This window comes from Psychrobacter sp. JB385, from assembly GCF_900163785.1.
In the GTDB taxonomy this organism is placed as follows: Bacteria; Pseudomonadota; Gammaproteobacteria; order Pseudomonadales; family Moraxellaceae; genus Psychrobacter.
In genome coordinates, this window is the sequence record NZ_FUKN01000001.1 from 54,469 (window position 1) to 80,347 (window position 25,879).

Annotated in this window: 22 protein-coding genes, 1 pseudogene and 1 riboswitch; of the genes and pseudogenes, 14 read left to right on the forward strand and 9 right to left on the reverse strand. The window is 42.4% G+C overall.

Going from position 1 to position 25,879, the window contains the following annotated elements; translation table 11 throughout:
* Positions 1 to 83: 83 nt before the first annotated feature.
* From CZ794_RS00205 to serB, 4 genes are all read right to left on the reverse strand, one after another.
* A complete protein-coding gene (locus CZ794_RS00205) occupies positions 84 to 590 on the reverse strand; it encodes an SCP2 sterol-binding domain-containing protein (protein WP_087039649.1) in 507 nt (168 codons plus the stop codon).
* Between the two features lie 171 nt (positions 591 to 761).
* Positions 762 to 1,163, reverse strand: coding sequence for an AciT family ciprofloxacin tolerance protein (gene aciT, locus CZ794_RS00210; protein WP_256958795.1), 402 nt, complete (start codon positions 1,161 to 1,163; stop codon positions 762 to 764).
* A gap of 269 nt (positions 1,164 to 1,432) precedes the next feature.
* Entirely contained in the window at positions 1,433 to 2,425 is a 993-nt protein-coding gene (locus CZ794_RS00215) for a DUF368 domain-containing protein (RefSeq protein WP_087039650.1), read from the reverse strand.
* Between the two features lie 206 nt (positions 2,426 to 2,631).
* The gene (gene serB / locus CZ794_RS00220; RefSeq protein ID WP_087039651.1) at positions 2,632 to 3,822 is read right to left on the reverse strand and encodes a phosphoserine phosphatase SerB; all 1,191 of its coding nucleotides are present in this window, start codon (positions 3,820 to 3,822) and stop codon (positions 2,632 to 2,634) included.
* Between the two features lie 452 nt (positions 3,823 to 4,274).
* On the opposite strand from serB, the gene CZ794_RS00225 reads away from it, so the two are divergent.
* From CZ794_RS00225 to CZ794_RS14140, 8 genes and pseudogenes are all read left to right on the forward strand, one after another.
* On the forward strand, positions 4,275 to 5,753 hold the full coding sequence (locus CZ794_RS00225) for a hypothetical protein (RefSeq protein ID WP_087039652.1): 1,479 nt from the start codon (positions 4,275 to 4,277) through the stop codon (positions 5,751 to 5,753).
* Between the two features lie 167 nt (positions 5,754 to 5,920).
* Entirely contained in the window at positions 5,921 to 6,154 is a 234-nt protein-coding gene (locus CZ794_RS00230; RefSeq protein WP_062845472.1) for a PA3496 family putative envelope integrity protein, read from the forward strand.
* A 278-nt stretch (positions 6,155 to 6,432) separates the two neighbouring features.
* Entirely contained in the window at positions 6,433 to 6,990 is a 558-nt protein-coding gene (locus tag CZ794_RS00235; protein WP_087039653.1) for a YecA family protein, read from the forward strand.
* Positions 6,991 to 7,096: 106 nt separating this feature from the next.
* Positions 7,097 to 7,534 (forward strand): YbjQ family protein, encoded by a 438-nt coding sequence (locus CZ794_RS00240; protein WP_087039654.1) that lies wholly within the window; start codon positions 7,097 to 7,099, stop codon positions 7,532 to 7,534.
* A gap of 53 nt (positions 7,535 to 7,587) precedes the next feature.
* Complete coding sequence (locus tag CZ794_RS00245; RefSeq protein ID WP_087039655.1) at positions 7,588 to 8,064, forward strand: YbjQ family protein; 477 nt, start codon at positions 7,588 to 7,590, stop codon at positions 8,062 to 8,064.
* Positions 8,065 to 8,387: 323 nt separating this feature from the next.
* Positions 8,388 to 9,323 (forward strand): hypothetical protein, encoded by a 936-nt coding sequence (locus CZ794_RS00250; RefSeq protein ID WP_087039656.1) that lies wholly within the window; start codon positions 8,388 to 8,390, stop codon positions 9,321 to 9,323.
* Positions 9,324 to 9,752: 429 nt separating this feature from the next.
* Positions 9,753 to 10,303 (forward strand): annotated as a pseudogene (locus CZ794_RS14135) (bile acid:sodium symporter family protein).
* Entirely contained in the window at positions 10,300 to 10,587 is a 288-nt protein-coding gene (locus CZ794_RS14140; protein WP_256958797.1) for a hypothetical protein, read from the forward strand. Before CZ794_RS14135 ends, CZ794_RS14140 begins: the two are co-directional and overlap by 4 nt.
* 156 nt (positions 10,588 to 10,743) lie before the next feature.
* Here CZ794_RS14140 and CZ794_RS00260 read toward each other — a convergent pair whose 3' ends face one another.
* Positions 10,744 to 11,829, reverse strand: a complete 1,086-nt coding sequence (locus tag CZ794_RS00260; RefSeq protein ID WP_087039657.1) for a formate/nitrite transporter family protein — start codon at positions 11,827 to 11,829, stop codon at positions 10,744 to 10,746.
* A gap of 272 nt (positions 11,830 to 12,101) precedes the next feature.
* On the opposite strand from CZ794_RS00260, the gene CZ794_RS00265 reads away from it, so the two are divergent.
* From CZ794_RS00265 to CZ794_RS00285, 5 genes are all read left to right on the forward strand, one after another.
* Positions 12,102 to 15,056 carry a valine--tRNA ligase gene (locus tag CZ794_RS00265; RefSeq protein ID WP_087039658.1) on the forward strand — a complete coding sequence of 985 codons (2,955 nt, stop codon included), beginning with the start codon at positions 12,102 to 12,104 and terminating at the stop codon, positions 15,054 to 15,056.
* 158 nt (positions 15,057 to 15,214) lie between these two features.
* Positions 15,215 to 16,678: a Na+/H+ antiporter NhaC family protein gene (locus CZ794_RS00270; RefSeq protein ID WP_087039659.1), complete on the forward strand. Its 1,464-nt coding sequence runs from the start codon at positions 15,215 to 15,217 to the stop codon at positions 16,676 to 16,678.
* Positions 16,679 to 16,793: 115 nt separating this feature from the next.
* Positions 16,794 to 16,997 (forward strand): hypothetical protein, encoded by a 204-nt coding sequence (locus CZ794_RS00275; protein WP_087039660.1) that lies wholly within the window; start codon positions 16,794 to 16,796, stop codon positions 16,995 to 16,997.
* 51 nt (positions 16,998 to 17,048) lie between these two features.
* On the forward strand, positions 17,049 to 18,794 hold the full coding sequence (locus tag CZ794_RS00280) for a hypothetical protein (protein WP_087039661.1): 1,746 nt from the start codon (positions 17,049 to 17,051) through the stop codon (positions 18,792 to 18,794).
* A gap of 19 nt (positions 18,795 to 18,813) precedes the next feature.
* Complete coding sequence (locus CZ794_RS00285; protein ID WP_087039662.1) at positions 18,814 to 20,106, forward strand: VWA domain-containing protein; 1,293 nt, start codon at positions 18,814 to 18,816, stop codon at positions 20,104 to 20,106.
* Positions 20,107 to 20,177: 71 nt separating this feature from the next.
* Here CZ794_RS00285 and CZ794_RS00290 read toward each other — a convergent pair whose 3' ends face one another.
* The 3 genes from CZ794_RS00290 to CZ794_RS00300 all read right to left on the reverse strand — a co-directional run bounded on the left by CZ794_RS00290 (position 20,178) and on the right by CZ794_RS00300 (position 22,779).
* Positions 20,178 to 20,864, reverse strand: a complete 687-nt coding sequence (locus tag CZ794_RS00290; protein WP_087039663.1) for a DUF255 domain-containing protein — start codon at positions 20,862 to 20,864, stop codon at positions 20,178 to 20,180.
* 154 nt (positions 20,865 to 21,018) lie between these two features.
* Positions 21,019 to 22,149, reverse strand: a complete 1,131-nt coding sequence (locus tag CZ794_RS00295; protein ID WP_087039664.1) for a sterol desaturase family protein — start codon at positions 22,147 to 22,149, stop codon at positions 21,019 to 21,021.
* A gap of 429 nt (positions 22,150 to 22,578) precedes the next feature.
* On the reverse strand, positions 22,579 to 22,779 hold the full coding sequence (locus CZ794_RS00300; RefSeq protein ID WP_087039665.1) for a hypothetical protein: 201 nt from the start codon (positions 22,777 to 22,779) through the stop codon (positions 22,579 to 22,581).
* Between the two features lie 214 nt (positions 22,780 to 22,993).
* Between CZ794_RS00300 and CZ794_RS00305 the strand changes: the two genes are divergently transcribed.
* Entirely contained in the window at positions 22,994 to 24,442 is a 1,449-nt protein-coding gene (locus CZ794_RS00305; RefSeq protein ID WP_143515681.1) for a hypothetical protein, read from the forward strand.
* 192 nt (positions 24,443 to 24,634) lie between these two features.
* Here the strand turns inward: CZ794_RS00305 and CZ794_RS00310 are convergent, their stop codons facing one another.
* Positions 24,635 to 25,531 carry an ABC transporter substrate-binding protein gene (locus tag CZ794_RS00310; RefSeq protein WP_087039667.1) on the reverse strand — a complete coding sequence of 299 codons (897 nt, stop codon included), beginning with the start codon at positions 25,529 to 25,531 and terminating at the stop codon, positions 24,635 to 24,637.
* Between the two features lie 134 nt (positions 25,532 to 25,665).
* Positions 25,666 to 25,784, reverse strand: a riboswitch (TPP riboswitch).
* Positions 25,785 to 25,879 lie beyond the last annotated feature (95 nt).

Sequence of the window (25,879 nt, forward strand, 5' to 3'; positions counted from 1 at the left end):
CGAGAAAATATGACGTTGGCAGCGCCGTATATCTTTTATATTGGATTGACTATAGTTTGGCTACTTAGTCAATAACTTGCAGGTTATTTGCCCATTTTATGCTTTGCCACACCAATCCAATGATTGGCAAAACTTTGTGCTTTATAAGCGTACGGCTTGGCTTTTTGGAGATATGGTTTATATTCTTCTGGAATAGGTGGCACGATATGTTTGGCAAGCTTGTTAAACCACATCATTAAGCTGTAATCGCCTTCAATACTTAAGTTGCCTTCTTGAACCGCTGTCATAAACGAGGGCAGATCGCCTTTGGTCAAAAGCTTAACGCCAGTCATAGAGTCTTTAAAATTAATGGTCAAATCTGCTTTTTCAGCATGGCCACTATGTTGGCTAAATTGACCATCATCAAATCTAAAATAACGAGCGATATTAGACTCATCGCTTGCGATTTCGATAGTGACTTTACGGCCAGCAAATAATGCTTTGATCTCTTCATTGTCGCTATCAGCAAGCATCGACAAACGATAACCCACGACCGCCAATAATACATCTAATGGATCAGACTTAATATTTAATACAGGCACAGTAAACATAGATAAACTCCCAAAGAATGAGTACGCAAATAATGCGTACTTTATACCAGTTTTATTGACAAATATATAAATAGATTATAAACGATGGACAGGTGGCAATTCTTTAGGAGTTACGTAGAGAGCGTTAAGTATCTTGTAACATTCAATGATGCCAACATAATGGTGGCACTATTAGTGAAAACGTGGCTGATAGTCATCATCATAGACAGGCGTATGTTCTTTATAACGAGCGGCTTCCAAGGCACGCTGCTGCTGTACCCTGCGACTCACATCTTCGTATCGCAGCGCTCGATATAATACCCAGCCGACCAACGGCAGCCAGCTAATACCCATCGCAATCACGTAGCTGTGCCATTCTGACAGCTCTGCCAGCATAGGACGAGAAGCGAGTAAACTTTGGAGCATCTCCACACTCATCCAATAAGCCATACCACCGAACAGATACCACAGTAGCCAGCGCTGAGAGGACAAAGCGAGCGCCACGATTAAGCCGATCAGTCCGCCATAACCGAGCACTGCCGAGCTACTCAAGGTAGCGATACCAATAAAAGAAAAGACAGTTAATAACATCATTCATCTCTCTATTCATAAGGTGAATTTCAATGTCATCATTATGAAAGTTTGTTGAACAAAGCTAAAGAGGGTAAAGGCGACTTTGCGACAACCGTTGACGTTTGATTTTTTGATGAGTTTTGAGTGTTATTTATCACAGATTTGAAACTAAACGCCACAAAATGCGCGTTTAGTTTTTATGATAAAAAAGATTTTCAATGATACTTGCAGTAGCGTCTAAAGAAAGCGACTAAAGGTAGACGTGGCACGAGTTTAGACTCAAGTATCGTTTATGCGCGATTGCTACGAGTGCCCCACCACGATAATAGTGATACCAAAACCGCACCCAATAACATGAGCCCTATGGTGGTCACCCACTGGGCGCCAGTAGGGTATTGCCACGGCATCACATTGGTCACGGCGGTGCTATTGAGCGTGCCCAACGCATCGACTTTCCAAGGCCATACCTTTACTAAAGAGCCTGCGATAAACCCTGTCAGTAGCGCGAGGGTTGCTTGATAGTAGCGCGACAATAACCATTTGAGCGCACGAGTGAACAATAAAAGACCCGTTGCCATACCAGCGATCACCGTAAAAATAATGGCAAAATTTAGGGTATGTACTGCTTCTAAAACCGTGTCATAAGCACCCAGCAATAATAGGATAAAAGAGCCTGATATGCCCGGTAGTATCATGGCGCAAATAGCGATTGCCCCTGCAAAAAACAAATAAGGTAAGCTTGGTGTTGAGGTGAGTAAGGGCAAGCTACTAATAGTCACTGCGGCGACAAGCCCGACAAAGAACAGTGCTACCCGCCCTATATTCCAACGTTTTATCTCAGTCAATAAGATAAGAACAGTTGCTACGACCAAGCCAAAAAAGAATGACCAGATGAGTAGTGGTTGATGATCCAACAGATACTTGATCATGCCCGCTAACGTAGCAAAGCTGGTGGCAATGCCTAACAATAAGAAAAGCAAAAAGGTAGCATCCACGGCGCGCCATACAGCAAATAATCCTTTGATGCCGCCCTGCTGTCGAAATATTTGCCAAAGATTGGGGCCGATACTACTGAGCGCGTTGATCAATCGCTCATAAATACCCGCAATCAGCGCAATCGTACCACCAGAGACACCAGGGACGATATCTGCTGCACCCATGGCCATGCCTCTAATATAGATGCCCAATAACTGTTTGGGACTGTCAGTGATTAGACGGGTGTTTTCATCCGGTAATTGCGGCGTTGACGACTCGTTTGGTCGCGGTGATTGTGGTGCCGTCATGGACAAATCCTTTAGTATTTAACGATAAGTGCTGAAAATGAATGCCAACAATCACGCTAAAACAGCGATGTAGTAGGTGGCCGTATCAAATCTGATAAGTGCGTTGAAATGTTGTGCCGCATAAAAGCCAGATTGACGATGCGACCATCAATCTGGCTTACAGGTTCGTTAATCTGGCTCATAGTATGCACTTGAGTATGGAGCGATTACTTAGTAGGGGCAAATGCAGGGTATCCGAGAGCATAAAGTGTGCCTTCAAGACCCGTTACATTGATGGCAGCATCGGCGCGCGCTTGGACAATAGGTTTGGCACGATAAGCCACGCCTAAATCTGCGACGGCCATCATCGGTAAGTCATTGGCACCGTCACCAATGCAGACGACTTGTGACATCTCAATTCCCAAACGCTCAGCTGTATGCTCGACGATAGCGGCTTTTTTGGCACCATTGACGATAGGCAGCTGCACATGTCCCGTGACTTCTCCGTCTTCGATGTCCAATGGGTTGGCGTGTACTTCATCAATGCCAAGTTGCTCTGCGATATAACGAGCAAAATACGTGAAGCCACCTGACACAAGTACCGTATGATAGCCCAGCGCTTTTAGCGCGCTAATGGTGGTGCGAGCGCCAGTCGATAGTATCAAGCGCGCGCATATCTCATCAAGTACATCCGTTGACAGACCTTTTAATAACGCCACTCGCTGAGCAAAGGACTCATCAAAGTCGATTTCACCGCGCATGGCCGCTTCAGTAATGACTTCGACCTTGTCACCTACGCCAGCCGCTTTTGCAAGCTCGACGATGACTTCTTGCTCAATCAAGGTTGAATCCATATCAAAGCAAGCAAGCTTATGTGTGCGTAGCATATGACCGACAGATAAGATATGGCAATCGACGACGTCTAATGAGTCGGCACTGTCTGTATGGTAAGTATTCTTATAATCTTCGGTCAAATCGCGACGTAAGCGGGTCGTCAGCTGATCATCGATGATGTGAGCGGCAGCGGTTTTTTTGGCAGGGTGCATCAGCGTGTCGCTTACTGGTACTAACAGATAGCGAAAGACTTGGGATTGTGTAAAGGGTAGGCGCTGTGCATTTCCTGCCATCGGCTCGGTATCAGACACAGTGATATTGACAAAACTTGCATCTGCATCTTCGGCAACGGTGACCAAATGCCAGTTTGGCTGCTCATCGACCCATGACTGTACATATTGATGAATATCAAGCGTGGATACTCTGGCAGGCAATACAACAATGAGGGCAAACACAGGGAGAGACTGTAGCGCATCAAAATCTTGCAAATTGGTATCGTTTGGTAATAACGACGCAACAGAGTCGACGGCTTGCTGCCATGCTTTGCTGTCTTTTGGTAACGAATAAGATGTATTGTTTGGCATGCCTCAATTGTCCCTTGTATGCTCATATAAGATTAGGAATAATACCAGTTTTACTAAGCAGCGCCTATAGAGGGCACGCAAAGTATCATAGTGTTCCAAAAATGACTATTGTCACTCAAAAAGTAGAAGAAGTAACAGGCTCATGTTGTAATAAATTTCTCAAGCCGCTAACGCTATAAGACTGATTATGGTGATATAGTAGCGAATATTCGCTGAGTATGTGACGGCTATTGTGACCAGTATGAACGAGCCAAGATAGCATCCGTTGATGCGAAGTGTGGATGCCCAAAACCGTTGTTTTCAGTAATGGTGTCTTAGCAGGTTTAAAGGGTGTTACTTGATTTTAGTCACGAGTGATAAAGACACACGCAGTACCATTTTTTTAAATTAGCCAAAAAATGAGCGATAGCCTTGTTTTTTAATTTCTTTTATCCAAAAAAGTTTACCATATCATGACGTATTTAGCGCCGCGGCAAGGGTTGTTTGCCATAATTCTTCTGGTTAGTTTTTGTTTGCAGACTCTGTTATTGGTCATCAGTACGGACCAACAGCTGAGCAATAGTCGTACGTTAAAAGGCGAGCAGATGGTCGCCCAGCTGATTGATGAAGCGAGGTTGTCTTTAGAGAATAAAGACCGTGTCAGCCTAAGCGTCATTGCCAATCGCTATACCAGCGAGCAAGATGTCACACGGATTCTGATTAAAGACAATAAAGATGAGATTTTAGTACCGGTGGGTAATGCGCCCATGCAACAAGGCGATACTATTCGTCAGATTGCAACCAAAGGGGATGCAGTCATTGGTAGTGTGGCATTGACCTTAAAAGATGTGAGTAAAGGCGAGATTATCGCCATGCAATGGCCATTTGTCATTGGAACTATGCTGCTGCACCTATTGCTTTGGGTGATTTATGGCTATCTTGCGCGCCCGACCAAAGAACAAATCAATGCCCTTAGCCGCGAAATCCAAAATCTGCATCGTGAGCAGTATATGCAAATGGATCCGAGGAATTATGATCGCGATTTCGACCGTCGCTCATCAGATAGAGACGCTACTGGCACTGAGCGCTCAGATGAAACGGTGATGGGTAGTGAAACAACCACCGTAAAAAAACGTGACATCCATAACGAAGTCAATCAGTACTTAAGAAAGCAGCAGAGCCAAGGCAATGCAAGCGAAACGGTCGATATGACCGCAAGTAAAATGGGCGAGACAACAGAAGCAGGTGCAGAGCATCAAGCGAGCGATGAGGCGCAGAGCGATGCAGGTAGCACCAGTCAGACCTCTGCCAAACTTGCTGGTGCTTCTAGGTTGTCTGCCACACGATCGTTCGATAGTGTGCGTGTACAGCTGGTCTTTCACGATGAGTTCAATATGCTTGAGCGTTTGGCACCGTCTCAGCGCTTGCCGTATTTGGCATTGTGTACGCAACTATTGAACCAAGCGATAACCGAATTGCTCAAACAGCCTTTATTGCTGGGAGTCAGTTTAGTAAATGAGCCACGATTTGAAGACAAGGGCGCAAGTGTCTTGTTAAAGGCTGATAACAGTCACGCAAAAGTGGCGCTGGCAGGCGTGATGCTTGGTAAGCTCTACTTAATGCTCAATAAAATCATCCACGATAAGCATATTGAGCTATCACGTTTTGCATTACCTGCAAAAGCAGGGGTGAGCGATGATGCTCAGTCAGAAGCAATGACACAGTTATTGCACAGCGTTGGTCGCAAAGAGCAAATGTTGATCTTGTTACCCAACGCAGGTATCAAACAAATCAATCACCATGTGCAAGTGCATAGCATCATGCGCCCAACAACGGTCTATGAGCGCGAGTGCGCGATATTCGACGGTGGCAATGATGCCATGATACAGCGCCTAGCTGATGTTCGTAATGCGGTACTCATGATCGAAAACGACAGCGACTCTGCTACGTAATTGCTGTTATATTTATATACAATTGTCTATTATGGCGTTATCTTAGTATTGGCTATTAAATCTGCCATCATGATAAAAAGGATTGACAACATTCAATAGAGACTTTATAAGGCATATATATATTGATATGTTTTTAATCCCCTTGCTAAAAACGATAGGAGCTTGTCATGAGTGACACAGATATTGACGACGATTTTGATGATGATTTTGTCGACGATGATGATGCAAAGATGGTGGAAGAGGCCGAGACGAGTGTACGTACACGCCTAAGCAGTCTTGAAAAGCGTCGACTAATCGACAATTTGTTAGAAGAGAAGCGTTTGGCAAAAGAGCTCAAAGATGATCTAGATGATATCGACAACTTCGATGAAGATGGCGATGACTGGGATGATGATCTTTAGTTGTTAGCGTCAAACAACGGTTTAGAGCCAAAAAATAGTGCCATTTAAGCCGACTAAAGCCTTTTAATCAAGTGTGTATATTTGGTTGCACTTAGCCGATGATATCTCGTTTGTGGTTTTTGCGGTGCTCAATCCCCATTTTTATAACCGTTTTTATTTTATTATGGTTGTTTGGTGATTTATCCAGACAACCTTCGTCTTCAGATTATCCGCTATCCTGCGTTTACCCAATCAGCGATTGCAATTGACGCAACCCCTCTCTTAAGGACCATGACATCATGAGTAACCCACTAAGTTTCGATGAATTACTAGACTATTTGGACAATCAAGAGAGCCAGTTTGTGCTCGATAGTGTTGCCGCGCATGGTTTTTTGACCGCGACCGTGATAGGTCGTCCATTGCCAAATTGGATAGACGCGTTGTTTGAAGGCCACACCAGTGAAGTGCCTGAAAATGTCATTGACGGTATCAAGCGCTGGCGCGATGCTATCATGGCTGAGTTAAAAAACGAGACACCGATTGAGTTGCCGTTTGGAGAAGACGCTGGTAACGAAGAAGTGGCCGTTGATTTTTCGGATGAGTCAGACATTGTTGCTTGGTCGATTGGCTTTGTAGATGCCATGTATGCGGATGAAGCAAGTGACTGGTTCGAAGATGAAGAGACAGCAGAAGATGTGGCGGTATTGACCTTGCCGATGATCGTGTTAAGCGGTATCGATGACGAAGATCCAGAGCTTGCTGAGATGCGCCGCGATGAGGATAAGCTGGTACAAATGGCCAATAGCATTGAAGGCAATTTGACGGAATTGTTCTTATTGTTCCATACCAACGATTAAGCGTACCATTAAAAATAGCCATAAGCAGTACAGATGAATGTCCCTTGTTGTCAGTACTGCTTAGCGTTTTTGTTCCATCCTATTAAGTCACCGATAAGGTCGTCCTATGACTGTGCAACTCTCCAATCTTGAGCACTTACCCAATTACCAAATCACTGAGCGCCTAGATGTGGTGTATGGCAGTACGGTGCGCTCAAAGCATGTCGGTAAAGACTTGTTTGCTGGGTTAAAAAATATCGTTGGTGGTGAATTAACCGCTTATACCGAGTTGCTCGAAGAGTCGCGTCAAGAGGCGATAGATCGAATGGTGCTCAAAGCCGAAGCTTTGGGCGCTGATGCAGTTGTGGGTTTGCGTTTTTCGACCTCTAGTATCGCACAGGGTGCCTCTGAACTATTCGTCTATGGTACCGCAGTTAAAGCCATTCCCATCCAGCAGCAAACTGCTCAGCAGCCATCAAATGACGCTTATGGACAGACTACGCAAGCTCAAAATCCTGCCTCTGTCCCAACAGATGATTTGCCACGTTTTAATCCCTTTGGTTAATTAGCCAACGCTCAAAGCATTTTTTTGATGCTTTTTATATTAAGAGACGTGCCATGAATAACTCTCTCACTCAATTTCTTATCAACTACGCACCGTTTATTTTATTATTCGCGGCTGGGTGGTTTTTTGGGTCGCGTCATGAGCGTCAGCATCTAGCGCAGCTGCGCGTGTCGGAGCAAGCGTTGGGTCATATTATTGTCTCAAGCGAGCGCTTTTATTGTCCCAAACTGGCAACTGGTAGCGAGGGCGAGTTGGTACTGGGTAGTGTTGTCATTGCTCAAGATTACTTTAAAATGATCATCGCGCGTGTGTTAAGCCTATTTGGCAAAAACTTGACTACTTACGAGACATTGCTGGATCGTGCTCGCCGTGAGGCCATCGTACGTATGCGTACCGAAGCCAATGCCAAAGGCTATAACCATATCTATGGCTTACGTATGGAAGTGACTAACATCAATCAATTGGGCAGTATGGTAGAAGCCATTGCTTATGGTACAGCGGTCATTAGCATTGAAAATCCTAAAATTTAGCTATAATTGTCTAGCAGACAATTAACGATAGCTCTAGTTCTTTATTTGTCAAATCACTCATTGATTTATTCTGGAATGTATCACTTTAACATCCATTATTTTATTTTGAGACTTCTAAAACTAACTAAGCTAATCAAGCAAACTCTAGCATCCTATCATCTATAATAAGCAAGCAATAGCAACTGTTATTGAATTTTAGCAAACAAAATTCTTGCAGACGTGGTATAAGTTAACGATAATACTGATATCTGAATCAGAAACGTAACAATTGGTATAATTATATTGAAGCGTACTGCTACCTTAATACATTTTAGGAACCATGCATGAAAAATACCTTTGCGTTTAGTGCATTTCTAGTTGCTTCTTTAGGGCTTGTCGCTTGTGGCGACGATGATAACTCTTCTTATAACAGTATACCATCCACTGATAATCCAGTAGAAACTGCCGATGAGATACAGTTTTCGATAGTAGAAGGCAGTTACAGTGATAGAGGTTCAGAATATGCAGAACGCATAGATGTAGTCCTTCGTGATGGTCAAAATCAAACAACATCTAAGGTCTTTAAAGGGGTTAAAAGCGAACCTGACTATGAGTCTTCTTATACTTATATTGCACCTAACTATTATCGTACTTTTGAAGCTAATGACGAAGCGTTCGAAGCACTTATTAGTCCAACAATAGATGTATTAACGCCTACTTCATACTCATATACCTTGAGTTCTGCAAGCAATAATAAACCATTGACCTTTACACGGATTTTAAAAAGTTATGATATATCTGGTATAACAACAGCAGACGAACAACGATTCTTCACGCCTTTGTCTATCTATAGACTTAATAACGCGCAGTTACCAACTAATTCAATTTGTTATGCAGATATTGTTGAAAAACCTTCTTTTCCAGTGTTTAAAGTTGGACATGCATTCTTAAATGAAAATACTATCGAAGAATGGCTAAATGTAGCCAATATGAGCAATTCAAATAATTATGATTATGAAACTGTTCAGGTTGGCGAGAATAATGAATACCGTGCAATACGTTTAGTAGATCCTGATAATTATCAAGGTAACATTTTCTATGAAGCAGCCGTAGAGATGAATGGCAGTGTTTATACCGCTAATTATATCGACAATGGTTATACCCGAAATACAGATCCTGACGCAGATACTGTAGACTGTACCTATTTTAATGATACAGCCGCTGATTATTTAGAAACTCAAATTTTAGCAGACGGTTATCTAGCTGTGCCTTTTAGTTGATATATAGGTCTATAGAAAATCTAATGACTTAGTACGCAGTAGCTGTAGCTGTAGCTGTAGCTGTAGCTGTTATAAATAGCAAATCAGACATCACTTGAAACCGTCATGCAGCTGAACTACTTATAGCATAGCGACTATCAGCGTTTAGACGTGAATAACTCATAAAAACAAACCCCCTGACATTCTCTATAGTAAGAGTATCAGGGGGTTATTATTTGCAGAATTATAAAAGGCGTTAAGCTTTTGAGAATGGCTCAAACATCTAAAAACCATAGATAGCTCATTAAGCTTATAGTATCGCCATACAGCAAGGCAACAAAGGTTTTAGTATTAGCAACGACACTGTGATGCAATCCTAAAAAGCCAATGCTCCTCACGTTTGTCAATTCAGTCGTTATTCCTATTTGCTTGTTTTTGATTATGATGGGTATGGGTCTAACCCTAGTCACCAGTGATTTTAAATGCGTCTTAAAATACCCAAAAGCCTTCGGTATTGGCTTGACCAATCAGCTGTTATTACTCCCATCATCAGTTTTGCGTTGGCAAAAATCATACCACTTGAGCCTGAATATGCGGTTGGCGTCATGCTACTGGTATTATGTCCAGGAAGCACAGCTTCAAACTTATTTACGTATTTTGCCAAAGGGGGTGTGGCGCTCTCTGTGACGTTGACGGCGATTGCCAGTATCATCACAGTGTTTAGTATTCCGATCATTCTGAGTTTTTCATTGATTCACTTTATGGGGGTAGGCAGTGTGTTTCAATTGCCTGTGTTAAAAACAGTATTGACTTTGGTCTTGCTAACAATATTACCCATCAGTGTAGGCATGCTAATCAAACGCTTTGCGCCTAGGGTTGAGGACAACTCTCGGCGATATGTGTCTAGATTTGGCGTGATATTTTTGGCGTTTTTGAGCTATGTGCAAAGAGACATCATCGTTGAGGCATTTTTGCCACGGGGCCGGTGTCTTTATTGTTGAACTTGTCTACCATGGCGCTTGGTTATTATACTAGTAAATGGTTTGGACTGAATTTGGCACAAAGAGCGTCAGTGACACTAGAGGTTGGTTTGCAAAACAGCACCTTGTCGATATTTATGGCGCTGACACTGTTGGCCAATTACAAAATGCCGCTGATGCCTACCATTTATACCTTGATCATGTTTTTGACCGCTGGGATTTTGGTCAGAATCTTTAGTGCAAAGTATTATAAGCTTAAAAAATCTGATGTAAAAAGTGGTGCTTTGGCAGCATCTAGAGCTTAGATAAAATCTATAAAGCAAAGCGCAGTACGTTGATGAGTGAGGTATCAATGCCCATAAGCAGTTTAATGTTGTTAAATGGCTTATGGGAGGCAAGTGTGTTGGTTACTGCTTTATTGGGCGCTTTAATCATGCAATATAATCTACGAATCACTAAGGCTAACCGATGTTTGTGTGTCGTCTAGCATCTTCTCTGTCATCAGCGGTTTGCTCTTTTACTTTTTCGATATCAAATAAAAACGTGCGGTTTTTGAGTACGGCGACAAACACCACGCCACCGACCGTATTGCCAACCAATACCAGTGCTAAAAATTCCAAATAGCGTACTAAGCTGACCGTGTTGCCATATAGTAAAGCAGAGAAGACTTCGATATTGCCAACGATACTGTGATGCAAACCCAAAAACCCGATACTGCCTGTGATCATGGTAACCAACACAATGCGGCTAAGTGTGTCGCGCGCTGAGGTCACAAGCCATGCAGTCACGCCCATCATCCAGCCTGCCAAGATGGCGCTACCAAATATGACCCACCATTTAAAGTCCAGAATATGCTCAGCATAAGTGTCGATACTACTGGCGCTAAACAGCTCCATATTCAAACCCAAACCGATCATTAAAGCGGCAAACAAGCAGCCACCGACCACATTGCCTGCAATGACAATGCCCCAAAGTCGCAAAAGTTTGCTTAAAGGCTCAAAACCATTTAATACAGGTAGGCTCAAGAGCGAGGTTTGTTCGGTAAATAACAATGACTGACCAATGACCACAATGATAAAGCCAATCGGATAAAGCAGCGAAGCAAGGACGAGCGCATAGTGACTTTGCAGCACTTCGCTAAGAAGGGCAAAAGCAGATAAAATCATAAAAAAGCTGATGCCAATCTCAAGTCCTGCGGTAAAAGCGCTAGTGAATAATGAGCCAAGCGAACGTTCAAAGGTTTTTTGAGCATCCATGGATTGCTCAACCAAGATACTGGCGTGGCTTTTTGCCTGACTGGCGTTGTCATCATTGGCGACTTTTTTGATGGTTTCTTTGTCTTCGTTACTGAGGTCTTCAGAAAAGTCTTCATCTTCTAACTGTTCAGTCGCTTCAAGCTCATTACCGGATGCAGTATGATCGCTATCATCCTTTGGCTCGTCTTTGGTATCGTACGTAGGATGAGTGTCACCATCAATGATAGGCGCACTATCGGTGTGAGCATCATCGGTATGAGCATTGTTTTTATACTTGGTATCTTGGGACACGGTCAGCTCGCTATTTCCAAATTGCTATTAATAAAAAGACATGGCTATATTCTACAGCGTTGCTTTGCCTTATAGCAGTGTTATATGGTATCGCGTGCGATGATTGATGATGGTAAGCGTTCAGCCGATTGAGGTGCTTTAAGCTTCGATAAATTGTCTTAGCATCTAACAAAATCTGGCTATCTGCGTTAAAATCACGGTATAAATCATTTTCCTCATTTATTCACTTATGTGTTTGCCCACATTTATTATTAACAAAAGACCATTCCATTATGAGCAATCCTGAAAGCACAAATACCAAAACCAATCTCACCCAATCTATCCAAGCGGCTCTGCATCAACTAGAAAACGCCTATAATCCCAGTGAGGTGGAAGCAGGCATGTATCAAGGCTGGGAAGAAAGCGGCTATTTTCAGCCGACTTTTGACAAAGACGAGTCATTTTCTATCGCGCTGCCGCCTCCGAATGTCACTGGCTCGCTGCATATGGGGCATGGTTTTAACAATGCAATCATGGATGCGCTCACCCGTTATCATCGCATGGATGGCGACAACACGCTTTGGCAGCCAGGTACGGATCATGCGGGTATTGCGACGCAAATGGTTGTGGAGCGTCGCTTAGAAGCGCAAGGACTCAAGCGCCGTGATATGACGCGTGAAGACTTCATCGATAAAGTATGGGAATGGAAAGAAGAATCAGGCGGCAATATCACTAGCCAGATTCGTCGTTTGGGCAGTTCGGTTGACTGGTCGCGTGAACGCTTTACCATGGATGATGGGTTATCCAATGCGGTAAAAGAAGTATTCGTACGCCTGTTCGACGATGGTCTTATTTATCGTGGTAAGCGTCTGGTGAACTGGGATCCAAAGTTCCAAACCGCGCTGTCTGATTTAGAAGTCGAAAACCACGACGAAAAAGGTAGCTTGTGGCATTTCCGCTATCATTTCACGGATGCAGACTTAACCACCCAAGATGGTAAAAACTATCTGGTCGTCGCCACCACGCGTCCTGAGACTTTGCTTGGTGATACCGCTGTTGCAGTCAACCCTAGCGATGAGCGTTACGCGCATTTGGTCGGCAAAACTATTACCTTGCCAATCACGGGTCGTGTCGTGCCTATCGTCGCTGATGACTATGTCGAAAAAGACTTCGGGACGGGTTGTGTCAAAATCACCCCAGCTCATGATTTTAACGATTATGAGTTAGGTCGTCGTCATAGCTTGCCATTGATTAATATTCTCGATGAGCGCGCCAATATTTTGCCAGCGATGGAAGTCTATCCTGATTTGCAGACGCGTGAGCCAGAGTTAGAGACCACGCCTAGCGACTATGCAGGACTTGAGCGTTTTGCGGCGCGTAAGTTCCTTGTTGAGCAAGCAAAGGATCAGGGCTGGCTAGAAGATATCGAAGACTACGCACTCAAAGCCCCGCGCGCTGAGCGTGGCGGTACGATCGTTGAGCCGTGGTTGACCGATCAGTGGTATGTCGCGGTCAAAGAGCTTGCCAAGCCTGCGATTGACGCAGTAGAAGACGGCAGCATTGAGTTCGTCCCTGCGCAATATAAAAACATGTATATGGCGTGGATGACCGATCTACAAGACTGGTGCATCAGCCGCCAGCTGTGGTGGGGACATCGTATCCCTGCATGGTATGACGATGCGACAGGTGAAATCTATGTCGCCCGTGACGAAAGCGAGGTGCGCACTAAATACAACCTAAGCGACGATGTAAAACTGCGCCAAGATAATGACGTGCTCGATACATGGTTCAGCGCTGGTCTATGGACGTTCAGTACGCTTGACTGGGCAGACGTCAACGCCGATCCACGCGTGATGGACACCTTTCACCCAACCAGCGTGCTCGTGACAGGTTTTGACATTATCTTCTTTTGGGTTGCCCGCATGATCATGATGACCATGCACTTTGTGAAAAACGAAGATGGCACGCCGCAAGTACCGTTTAAGACCGTCTATGTGCATGGTCTGGTACGTGATGGCAATGGTCAAAAAATGTCAAAATCAAAAGGTAACGTCTTAGATCCGATTGATCTGATTGACGGTATTGAGCTAGAAGCGCTGGTCGAAAAACGCACCAGCAATATGATGAATCCAAAAGACGCGGCCAAAATCGAAAAGCAAACGCGCAAAGAGTTCCCAGAAGGCATCCCAGCCTATGGTACCGATGCACTACGCTTTACCTTTACATCCCTTGCTAGTACTGGTCGCGATATCAACTTTGATCTAAAGCGTGTCGAGGGCTATCGTAACTTCTGTAATAAAATCTGGAACGCCAGCCGTTTTGTACTGATGAACTGTGTCGATGGTGATAGCAATGCTAAGCCTATCGACCAAACGGCGAATCCTGATGTATGGGAATTACCAGAAAAATGGATCATGAGTCGTCTGAACTCTAGTATCAAAGACATTCATCAGCATTTCGCTCAGTATCGTCTCGATATGGTCAGCCAAGATATCTATGAATTTATCTGGAATGAGTACTGTGATTGGTACGTTGAGCTTGCCAAAGCCAGCCTAAATGATGACTCGGTATCGGATGAGCGCAAAGCGCAAATTCGCTATGTGCTACTGCACGTGCTTGAAACCGCGCTACGCTTTACGCATCCAATCATGCCGTATCTGACCGAGCAAATCTGGCAGACCATCGCGCCGCTACTGGGTCGTAAAAACAATGACAGCATCGTGGTCGCTGACTATCCACAGACTGATGCCAGCCAAATCAGTGAGCAGACGGAAGCGGATATGGCGTGGCTACAGGAGCTCATCGCGAGCGTCCGTAACATCCGTGGTGAGATGAAACTGGGTAACGCGATACGTCTGCCAGTGCTACTACAAAACGTCTCTAGTGATGAAGAGGCACGTCTATCCCGTATCAAAAACCAGTTCAAAGCGCTTGCTAAAGTCGAGAGCTTGGATATCGTCAAAGAAGGCGATGAGGTGCCACTGTCGTCATCAAGTATGGTCGGTCAGCTACGCGTACTCGTACCGATGAAAGGTCTGATTGATCCAACGGCTGAGCTGGCGCGTTTGGGTAAGTCATATGATAAGTTGAAAGGTCAAGCCGAAGGCATCGCACGCAAGCTCGGTAATGAAGGCTTCGTCAGTAAAGCACCTGCGGAAGTGGTCGATGCTGAGAAGGCGAAACTGGCTGAGCTACAAGGGCAGTTAACGTCGATGACGGCGCAGATGGAGCAGTTGAAAGCGTTGTAATTTAAAAATAGATATCTGTATAAGTAGAAAACGCCGTCACGATTGTGATGGTGTTTTTTATTGTCTGTATGGCAATATATCTATCGCTCATAACTTCTTAAATTTTTAAGCTCGCTAAATTAAGCCCCTCTATTTGAAATAACATTTTAAGGAATACTATGTTATCTGCTTATCGTCAGGATCCTTTTTTTCTTAACCGTGCGTTGCCTATCCTAATCGGCTTGGCTGCTATCTATGGCGCGTTGTGGCTGTTTGCGATTCCAGTCAATGCTGTGGTGCTGGCTATTACGCTGATGGTTGTGTTTTGTCTGATTAAAATCCCTGTAGCCGTTTCATTAGTATCGGCGGCTTTGCTTGGTGGTCTACACGCAAGAATGACAATGCCAGACATCTTACAAGTATTAAATGATAACTTGCTGAGCGGCGCACAAGTCGGGATGACCTACATCATGGTTGGCGCGTTTGCCGTCGCGCTGGCGAGAAGCGGCATTCTGGATTGGGTCGCACAAAAGATGGCGAGTAGTCTTAATCGTGAAGGCGCTCATGTACGACAGCAGGTCAAATGGATGCTGTTTGCCCTATTTATCGTGGCCTCATTGCTCTCACAAAACCTCATTCCTGTACATATTGCATTTATCCCTGTGCTTATCCCGCCACTGCTTGGTCTAATGAACCGCTTACGACTTGATCGCCGTGCCGTCGCTTGTATTTTGGCTTGTGGTATTAGCGCGTCTTATCTGCTGCTACCGTTTGGGTTTGGCGCGATTTATCTAAATGAAATTTTGTTAGAGAATTTTAATAGTGTTGGCGCTGCATCTGGGTATGCAGCGACTGCCAGTATGGCACCAAAAGCGATGTTCTTTCCCGTCATGGGGCTACTCGCTGGCATGCTGTGTGCCGTATTCATCACGTATCGTAAACCGCGTGACTATTTGCAAGTGACAAAAGTAGAAACAGAAAATGCTGACATGATCGCTACTGACGAAAAAATTGAGATTGGTTTACAGCCGCTGCTGTTTACCGCATTGGCAGTGGTTGAGGTGTTGTTATTTCAAATATATTTTGATTCGCTATTTATTGGCGCGATGATCGGTTTTATGATTCTTGGTTTTTCTGGTATTTACCGCTGGCAAGCGCAAGATGATGTGTTTACGCAAGGCGTGCGCTTAATGGCAGAAATTGCCGTCATTATTACCATCGCATCAAGCTTTGGTGCGCTGCTGACCGCTACTGGCGACATTGACTCACTCGTGGCATCTGCTACTCAGTTCTTTGGCGACAATAAGCTGTTTGGTGCAGCGGTGATGCTGGTTGTTGGCTTGTTTATTACTATTGGGTTTGGCGATTCGTTTGCGTCTGTCCCTATTTTAGCGCCCATTTATATTCCGCTAGCATTTGCGCTTGGATTCTCACCACTGGCAGCGTTAGCGATGCTTGGTGCTGCGGCTGCATTAGGTGATGCGGGTTCGCCAGCGTCTACGATTACACTTGGTGCCACGGCTGGTCTGAATGCTGATGGACAGCATGACCATATTAAAGATAGTGTGATTCCAACCTTTTTCCACGCCAATGTTGGGATGTTATTGTTTACGTGGGTGGCGGTGGTGTGGTTGTTGGGGTAGGTTGATTATTCAAGATATGTTTTACTATCCATTCATCAGATGATATTTATATGATATGACTAAAAATTTGTGTATTATTAATTGAAATACAGTAAGTTGAGCTGTCTCGCGCAATTTGGGTAATGAAGGCTTTGTGAGTAAAGCATATGGGGAAGTAATCGAAGCTGAGAAAGCAAAACTGGCTGAGCTAGCAGGGCAGTTGACGACGATAATGGAGCAGTTAAAAGCATTAGTAATAGAAAGCGCTGTCACAATTGTGATGGCGTTTTTTACATCGCTTGTTTCTTTACTTCATATTTCATCTCTATACTATGACTAAATATTTGTGTGCTACTATCTTTATTTTAAATGTCTATAAAGGTAAATATATATGGAATGTGATGTTGATGGCTGTGATAACCAGGCATTTAAAGGTAATAATGAATGCGCTTTGCATTGTACAAAGAATAACTACCAAGTAGATCGAAATAGTGGATTATTAAGTAATTTTAATAGGCTTCTAAAGGGGTTTGTAAGTAAAGAAATTATTGATGGAGCTAGCGCTACAGAAGTTCCTCATATAATGCTGTTTCTAAAATTTATTGATGGAAAATTGTCTCACGAGGAAATGCAAGAAGAAAGTTTTAGTTTATATAAAAATCAAAAAGATGAAGAGATGACTGATATTGATGAGATTATTTCTAATCAAATATTTAATTTTTCTGGATTCCATTTTCCTACAAGAGATTCTCGGGATTCTTACGACTATTTGAAATGGCTCAAGCATGTTGGTGGCATCCACTTTATAAACTGTTTTTTCTATCTAAGAACTTTAGATTTGGAAAATACGAGGATTTTCTTTGATAGTTGTACATTTGAGGAAGAATTTTCTTTCTCTCCAATGTCTTTAGTTGAAAATTTTTATAACAGTATATTTTCTCACTGTAATTTCCTTAAAAATTTTGAAATAGCTCCTATTACTGATCGGCTAGAAAATAACATATATAATTATAGTGTTTTATACAATTGTAACTATTTGGGCAATGTGACTCTTAGAAATAGCGTTTTTAACGAAGAAGTTTTTTATCGAGAAAAAGATAGTGATGATAATTATTCTATAGAGATTAGTAATTTAGAGGTTATAGATTGTATATTTGAAAATAGGTTTAAGATTAATTACTCTAAAATGACTAACTTAAAAATATCTAATTCACATTTTAAATCTAAATTTGAGATTAAAAATAGTGAGGTTGATTCTTTTGAATTTGAAAACTCTAACGTGGATGGTATTTTTGATGCATATAAAAGCTTCTTTGTAAAAGCTAAATTCTATAAAAGTATCTTTAAAGATTTCGCTGCATTTGAATATGTCATATTTGGTGATGAGAAAAAAGAAAATATAACAGATTTTATTTACACGACTTTTAAAGATTTTTCAAATTTTAGGAATACAAAATTTAAATCAGGTCTAAATTTTTCTAGTGCCAATATAAAGCAAGAACCTAATTTTTTGAATACTGATATTAACCTAGTAGGAACAGATAGAGAGACTTTGAGAATAATAAAAAATTCATTTGAAAAAGTAAACAATAAGATAGAGTCAAACAGATTTTTTATATATGAGATGATGAGATATAAAAGAGAGGTAAATAATGATTCTAAGGAAAGTATATATTTTTTAAAATTATTTATCGCCGCAGTTTTTTCTTGCAATGAATATGTATTAAATATAATAGGTGCGAGTCAAGTTTTCAAAAATGTAATGAGTGCTTTTTCCAAAAAAATTGTACTTAGTGCAAACTATTATATCTCTAGATTTGGTGAGAGCTATATCCAACCTTTGATGATATTTTTATTTTCAATAGGTCTTTATACCTATATCTTGGAAGTGCATAAAGATATTTTTAGCGAGGAACCTGTAGCACAGTATGTTGTATTACTTAGAAACTTCGTAACACAAGACTGGTTTATATCTCTATCAAAATTTTTAAACACCTGTGCCGCTAATGTACCTCTATTTAGTAAAGCACTTGAAAAGAAAAGTGGTATAGAATTTATCAGTATAATGTTTTTTATATGGTTTGGCATACTCACATGGCAAATCATCATTGCCGTTAAACGAAACACGCAACATTAAATAAGATTGGGATAATTTCATGAACCATCTCACCGTCGGACAACGCGCACCTTTAAGCAACCTTGCTATTGACGACAGCGCACCAATCACGCTTAAGTTTACTCGCCAAAGCCCAATAGAGATGGACATCAGCTGCTTTGCCTTAGATGCAGCGGGCAAACTGATCAACGATGATTACATGGTGTTTTATAATCAGCCAACCTCACCTTGCAGGCAAATCAAGCTCACCCATTACGAGTCGCAGCCAACGGCCAGTAAAGGCATCCAAGCCGAGTTTGAAGTTAATTTATCCAAACTGGCGACTAATATAGACAGCTTGTTTTTTGTGTTGTCAGCCGGCACGCCGCTTAATCAAATCCAATCGTTAGAGATTGGCATTTGGCAGCAATCGCAAAAAGCACAGGCAGAATATCAAGCAGCAGACTTTGCCCAGCAGCAAGCCAGTATGTTGATGCAGCTGTATCGTAAGGGTGGCGTTTGGCGAGTATCTAATGTCGCGCAAGGCTTTAATGGTGGACTTGCCGCCATCGTGCAGCATTTTGGTGGCGATGTAGAAGAGGGTAGCTCGACAGCAGCAGACGTAACGGCAACGCCAGTTCAAGCAAAACCATCGCTAGAAAAGGTCATGCTAGACAAAGCCCCAAAACTGGTAAATCTGGCCAAAAAAGCCACGATATCGCTTGAAAAACGCCAATTGCAGCAATTAACCGCAAAAGTGGCGCTTGTGCTCGATGCCTCAGGTTCAATGAATAGACAGTACAAAAAAGGTCGCGTGCAGGAGGTGGTCAATCGCATATTGCCATTGGCAGTGAACTTCGATGACGACCAAGCGCTAGACTGCTGGGCATTTGCCCGAGATCCGCAATATCTGGGTGAAATTGGGCTGAGCAACTATGACGGTTTCATTGACAACGCTCATGGCGGCTGGCGCAAATGGGCACTTGGTCCACGCGTTAATAACGAAGCAGAGGTCATGAAAGCAGTCACTGAGTTTTATCAAAAGGACGGCTTGGATGTACCTGTCTATATTTTGTTTATCAGTGATGGCGGGGTGAGTGACAATCGCGGTATCACCAGAGTCATGACGGAAGCCGCGAAACTACCGATATTTTGGCAGTTCGTGGGCTTGGGTGGTCGTGGTTATGGCATCCTAAAAAAACTAGACGACATGACAGGGCGCGTGATTGATAATTGCGACTTTTTTGAATTAGATGATTTAGATGACATTAGCGAAGAAGCCTTGTATGAAAACATGCTAGAAGAGTTCCCAAGTTGGCTCAAAGAAGCCAAGCAACTCGGTATTGTGCAGTAATCACCTTGTCAGTCTATTAACCATAAAAAACCGCCATAGTGTTTGATGTGGCGGTTTTTTATGGTTCTGTATTACTGGTTATCAGCTTTAACAGAAGCATCCGCTTTGAGCTTTTTCAGCTGGGTAAGCAGTATACGCCTATCATAACCACGAAACTCTTCACCGCCACTTTCGCGTACTTCAAAGCCTTTGATAGCACTGGTGGATACCATGTTGCTTGCGTATTTACCATTACTATCTAGCGCTACGATAAAGGGATAGTAATAAATATTGTCGGGGTCAAAGCCAGTAAGTTCTACCGCCTCATCACCATTGGCATACACGTTTTCGATATGCGCTACTACAAAGTTTTTGGCAACATATTCATTCAATGCCTGAGCATCTTCTATATCTGTTGGTGAGATTCGCTCACGCATATCCCACGCTTGAATGTTACCGTAATCATCTCGCCATTCGTAATCAAAAGTTCTAAAGTTACCCTTAAAGTAATTATCTAAAACATGACACCAGATACACCACTCACCGCCATAGACAATCAGTACTTTTTTGTTCTCTGTACGCGCATCACTGATAGCATCCTTTAAAATGCTGACTTGGTCAGCGCATTCGTCATAGAGCTTTGCCGCGCCATCATTGCAGTCTTTCGGCAGCGAGGCAGGGAAGTGAGTAATAGGAAGTGTATGCGGCGTAGCTGGCTGATTTTTAGTAGTAGTAACCAAATCTATAGCATTGTTTTTGATTGGTTTATCAGGACTCATGCAACTCACTATCAATGGAGTCAGCGTACTTAGCGTTAGCAAAGTTATAAATCTGGATTTCATGAATCATCTCACTGTCGGAAAATTCGCGCCTTTAAGCAATCTTGCTATTGACTATAAAAGCGCCCATAACGGATAACAACCTAAACTTAGGTCAATTTTTTTTGCGTCTTTTGTGTTGCAGCGGATATACCAACTGCGCCACAAAGCCCTTTGGTACTTTTGTATTTGCTGTCGTGCCATATTTTTTAGGTAGATGCTCTGGCAGATGAGCGGTTTTAAATATCACATCATAAATGGGCAAAAACGCAGCAAAGTTTTTGTCCCATGCCTCTTTTTCTGACGAATGATGCCAATGATGGAACTCTGGCGTTGCGAGCACCCAGCGAAAATACGGAAAACGAAAACGTACATTGGCATGAATAAAAATGGCGTGAAAAGAGATAAACACCAAGTAAGCATAAGTTGCCGCTGGAGAGAAGTCCATAAACAATAATGGAATATAACCGACAAAACGATTCACAATCAGCTCAAATACATGCACCCGACTTGCCGCCAGCCAGTCCATGTGATGCGAAGAATGATGTACAGCATGTATGTGCCACAGAGACGGGACTTTGTGCATACTGCGATGAATCCAGTAACTAAAAAAATCCACCAAGATCAAAATCTCTATAAATTGCAGCACTAAAGGCTGACCACTGACCATCTGAGGCCATGAGGGATTGAGCCATTGGTTAAATAAAATCTGCGCAGGGATGATAGTAAAAAAACTCAGTAACTGAATACCCAAATGGCTAAACATGAAGTATTTAATATCGGTTACCCAGCCAGATCGTAACAGTTTTTGTTCTTTATATTTGGCATAAAACCGCTCCATAGGAATAAACACCAGCGCGGAAATTAACAGCGTTAAAATAAAATAGTCCAAGCCTGCATATATACTACGGTCATAGTAATTGGGCTCGATCTGCCCTGATGCGAGTAGCGCTGCAAAGGCATTGAGTAATATCCCCGCCATTCCCCAGCGCTTAGACGGATTGCGTAGTAGGCTAATAAAACCCGACATAAAGCCAATGATCATACTTGCAAACAACATACCTCGTAAAATATGTGCATTATATAGTGGTCTAAAATCTGGCGTGGTGAGCAGGTTAGGGAATAAAAAACATAAAGCAGCAAGCGTGGTAAGTATGCCCAAAGATACCGCAATAAAGGCGGACACTTGCCCTGATCCTTTTTTTATTTCACGGTCTTCTAAGTGTTTTCGGAGTAATGTGCTCATAGTTTTAATGTATTAATGCCATTTGGCTCTAATTTAGCATTGTTCGGTACAGATCACTATATTAATTACTCAACATTATTGGATAAATACTGTAGATTGTGATGGTACCTGTAAAGTAGCTATCGTTAGCTTACAACTCACCCTTAGTACATAAGATTTATCTCTCATCTTACCTAAAAGCAGACTGCTAACCATAAGTGACAGACAGGTTCTGCTACAGTGAACGTCACTTTAATTAGCCCAAAAAACGTCCACTTAAAGGAAAGGGTGTTTGACCATCGCTATACGGTTACCCTGCGATCATTATGTGACTGATGGCTAAAGCAAGTGAAGTAGGTAGGGTCACTTTTAGACTGATCGTTGAACCACGACGATGCCAAAACTATGCTAATGAAAGTCCTGCTGCTGCTAATCGTAATTTTATTCTTCTTAAAAAAATACTGCTGGATAGCAATTTATGACTGATTTGACAACCCACTCTATATGCAATCGTGCAACCGTTTTGGCTTCTTTACCATTGAGTATTTTACTGGCGTTACCTATCAGTGGCTGCTCTTTGGAATCATCTGTTGATAATAACAGGGACTCGGTAGACACAGACGCGGTAGATAGAACCGGATCATCGAGCATGCATTCAGATACCAATAATATGAGTAGTCACAAGCCCAACTATGCTTTAAAGCAAATTCAAGCGCTTCCCTTTACTAAAAATACATCACAAAACGGTCAACAAAGGCCGTTATCAACGTTTCCAGTTGAGACAAATAATAAACAGCTCCAAGAGCTGCTATCGCGTAATTATATGAAGCGCGCAGGATTCTATCAGCTCCCTGATAAAGATGATATGCAAGTCTTTGTCATATTCCATGCTTATGAGAGCGAGTCTCTTGAGCTTGAAGATACATCTGGCTTAACCATTGACCAACTTGAAGACCAAGACAGCTATCTTGTGACTATTAAAAAAGCGCATACTCCAAATACCAATGACACTGTTGATATATTTGAACTGGCTCAAAATAACTTTTTAATAGCAAAAGACTATCAACAGATCATTAACTACTATTATGAGTTTAACCGCCAACCCATTCATTATCAGTTAACTGATGATGGCTCAGTGCGAGCAGACCGAAGTATCACCAATGTCACTACACTGCCTTTTAGTAGTTATAACGTTGATGATGCCATTCAACTCGATACTAATCTGGTCACTGATAAATTTTTGATAGGTGATCAAATACTTACTAAACAAGTTACTAATAAGCTCAAGCCTGTTCTGGGTGGTTCCTCTGACCAAGGTTTCTTTAGACTACCCAGCATTGGTAAAATTGAAGTGTTTTTAGCCTACGGGTTATTCGAGGATAGTAGCGCGGACTATATTACTGATGATAATCCTGAAGGCATGTTTGTAGACCCTGAATATTACCTCATTACTATTAAAAACGACAATATCGCCATTACCCATTTAGGTAGCAAATTCACTACTGAAAAGGATTACCAAGAAATATCAGCAGTTGACAAGTATTTCCAAATCACAGTCACAGGAAAGATTATTCCTGTTGATAGACGTCCTAAACTGACACTAGCAAAGGCTAAGATCACGCAAGCAAACTATAAACAGTTTTTTCCCAGTCCTTTATTTGCCAGTTTTCATTTCGATATTAATAATGATGGCAAGCGTGACCTAATAGTGGCTAAAGATAAGTCTAATGGCGATAGCCAAGATGATGAGTTACACGTTTATTTATCAAAAGGTAAATATTATGAGTTAGATTTGTCTTCTATTACATTTGCTGATGCCCCTGCTACTCTTTTTTCTACCGTCACCCCTAGACATAACCATAAGGGCTTCATTGTAAGTACATACCAGGCAAATAGTGAAAAAGACTACATCAAAGAGTACTTGTTTGAACAGGTTGGTGCTGAATGGTGGGTGACCTATGGCGTTTTAAAAAGCACAGTAGATACGGGCGCGGCATATTATTGTCAAAGCAGAACGCAATATAATGCCACGACGGATTTTGCTCGATTTGATTTAGATAAAGAGATCGACGATGACTACAAATTGAAAAATTGCCCCATACCGCCTACCAGATATAAAGTAATCAGTGAAAAAGCAGAAATTCTAAATGAGGATTTTATGCCTAATAAACTCCCAAGCTATTTTATAAAAGGCGATATCATACAACAACCCGACATTTTTTACGGACAAAATCAGGATTGGGTTAGAGTAAGCTATAAAGATGATTCAAAGTCAGGGTGGGTGCGTAAGCGTGATTTGATAGGTATGAAATAAGGTCTTTGATTGTTTAAATACTAAGACTGCTGATAACTAGGGCGTGTTGAGCATTCACAAATAGGCACTGCTGATTGCTGCTAGTTTATCAAAGCAGAAATCAAGTTTTTAGCTTGTCTAGGGCTAAAAACCGCCATAGCAAACACGATGGCGGTTTTTTTATGATTCAAAATATCTTAATTTCTAAAATATCTACAGCGCCCACAGCGACTGATATTGCTCATCGGTCAACGTCACGATGTCGATTTCGGCTAGCATCTCGCGCAGTTCTTCCCACTTACTTGCATTAGGCTTGATAGGTGTGATCAATCTACCCAGCGTATTATCAATGATGGCATCCATCAGCGTATCCGCCTCAGTTTTACTATAGTTGTAATACATATGGTGGGTAGTCTCTGGATCATTTTTACACAGCTCCGTCATTTGATTGGTCACTTGGATGAAAGTATCTATCGCATCTTTTTTTGCGCTATAAATTTCCTCAGTCGTGAGGATTTCTAACGCCGAAAAGTTCGGATAGGGTGACAGATGCTGATCGATAAACGTAAAGTCCAACCCTTCATGCGTCGCCTCAACGCCCTCAAAGTTATAAAAGCATAACCATGCACCATCGAGGCTTGGGTCTTCTTGCAGATTTTTTATATGATAAAAGTCTTTTTGCACAAAGGTCACATTATCACGGCTGATGCTAAAGCCGTTTTTCTTGGCATAGCGCGCCAATATCTCAAAGCCAATACGATTGGTTTTTTCTTCAGCGGCAGGGGTGCAAATGCGAATCGGCTGATTGCTTTTTAGCATATCCATACTGGACTGCTGCATCAATATGCCGCCATCGGTTTCAAAAAAGCAGCCCAGCGCGCGCAAGTTAGGCGCGTAATGCTCAAACAAATGAATCGGCTCATTGACATGCAGATCGATGCTTTGATTTTGCAATTCAGCAAAGCCATCATAATGATCGTCAGGCTCGATAATGGTGATATCAAGCCCTGCCTGCTCATACGCGCCCGTCGTCACACCCGCGATAAAGGGGAGGTGATCAGGGTTCAAAAACCATTCGAGAGTGAGGGTAAGCTTGGTGGTCGACTGCATGGTTGTTTCCTTTTTAATGATAGAAAACAATCAGACTGATGCTGTTTAAGTAAAACAAGCAAGGTAAAACAAGAAAGGCAAAGTCTCGAGATTAGATATGCTATTACGAGCACACATCACTAAGAGATGCATTAAAACGTGTCATGCTTGTTTCCTACGTCAGTGCTAACTGCTTCAGGTTCACGGGTGTCTCTCAGCAATGGTTTTTGATCGTCTTTAAAACATCAAAAGCAAAGCACCCCGACAAGATGGATTGGTACTGCGTCATCATAGACGACTTGTGAGACATGATGCAAGGCTTCGAGTGGGTTGGCAATGGGGGGTTAATCTCTAGTGCCTGTATTATCA

Excerpts from the sequence above, each read along its gene's own strand:
- CZ794_RS00205 (WP_087039649.1), bottom strand. The coding sequence starts at position 590 with ATGTTTACTGTGCCTGTATTAAATATTAAGTCTGATCCATTAGATGTA.
- aciT (WP_256958795.1), bottom strand. The coding sequence starts at position 1,163 with ATGATGTTATTAACTGTCTTTTCTTTTATTGGTATCGCTACCTTGAGT.
- CZ794_RS00215 (WP_087039650.1), bottom strand. The coding sequence starts at position 2,425 with ATGACGGCACCACAATCACCGCGACCAAACGAGTCGTCAACGCCGCAA.
- serB (WP_087039651.1), bottom strand. The coding sequence starts at position 3,822 with ATGCCAAACAATACATCTTATTCGTTACCAAAAGACAGCAAAGCATGG.
- CZ794_RS00225 (WP_087039652.1), top strand. The coding sequence starts at position 4,275 with ATGACGTATTTAGCGCCGCGGCAAGGGTTGTTTGCCATAATTCTTCTG.
- CZ794_RS00230 (WP_062845472.1), top strand. The coding sequence starts at position 5,921 with ATGAGTGACACAGATATTGACGACGATTTTGATGATGATTTTGTCGAC.
- CZ794_RS00235 (WP_087039653.1), top strand. The coding sequence starts at position 6,433 with ATGAGTAACCCACTAAGTTTCGATGAATTACTAGACTATTTGGACAAT.
- CZ794_RS00240 (WP_087039654.1), top strand. The coding sequence starts at position 7,097 with ATGACTGTGCAACTCTCCAATCTTGAGCACTTACCCAATTACCAAATC.
- CZ794_RS00245 (WP_087039655.1), top strand. The coding sequence starts at position 7,588 with ATGAATAACTCTCTCACTCAATTTCTTATCAACTACGCACCGTTTATT.
- CZ794_RS00250 (WP_087039656.1), top strand. The coding sequence starts at position 8,388 with ATGAAAAATACCTTTGCGTTTAGTGCATTTCTAGTTGCTTCTTTAGGG.
- CZ794_RS00265 (WP_087039658.1), top strand. The coding sequence starts at position 12,102 with ATGAGCAATCCTGAAAGCACAAATACCAAAACCAATCTCACCCAATCT.
- CZ794_RS00270 (WP_087039659.1), top strand. The coding sequence starts at position 15,215 with ATGTTATCTGCTTATCGTCAGGATCCTTTTTTTCTTAACCGTGCGTTG.
- CZ794_RS00280 (WP_087039661.1), top strand. The coding sequence starts at position 17,049 with ATGGAATGTGATGTTGATGGCTGTGATAACCAGGCATTTAAAGGTAAT.
- CZ794_RS00285 (WP_087039662.1), top strand. The coding sequence starts at position 18,814 with ATGAACCATCTCACCGTCGGACAACGCGCACCTTTAAGCAACCTTGCT.
- CZ794_RS00290 (WP_087039663.1), bottom strand. The coding sequence starts at position 20,864 with ATGAGTCCTGATAAACCAATCAAAAACAATGCTATAGATTTGGTTACT.
- CZ794_RS00295 (WP_087039664.1), bottom strand. The coding sequence starts at position 22,149 with ATGAGCACATTACTCCGAAAACACTTAGAAGACCGTGAAATAAAAAAA.
- CZ794_RS00300 (WP_087039665.1), bottom strand. The coding sequence starts at position 22,779 with ATGCTCGATGATCCGGTTCTATCTACCGCGTCTGTGTCTACCGAGTCC.
- CZ794_RS00305 (WP_143515681.1), top strand. The coding sequence starts at position 22,994 with ATGCAAGTCTTTGTCATATTCCATGCTTATGAGAGCGAGTCTCTTGAG.
- CZ794_RS00310 (WP_087039667.1), bottom strand. The coding sequence starts at position 25,531 with ATGCAGTCGACCACCAAGCTTACCCTCACTCTCGAATGGTTTTTGAAC.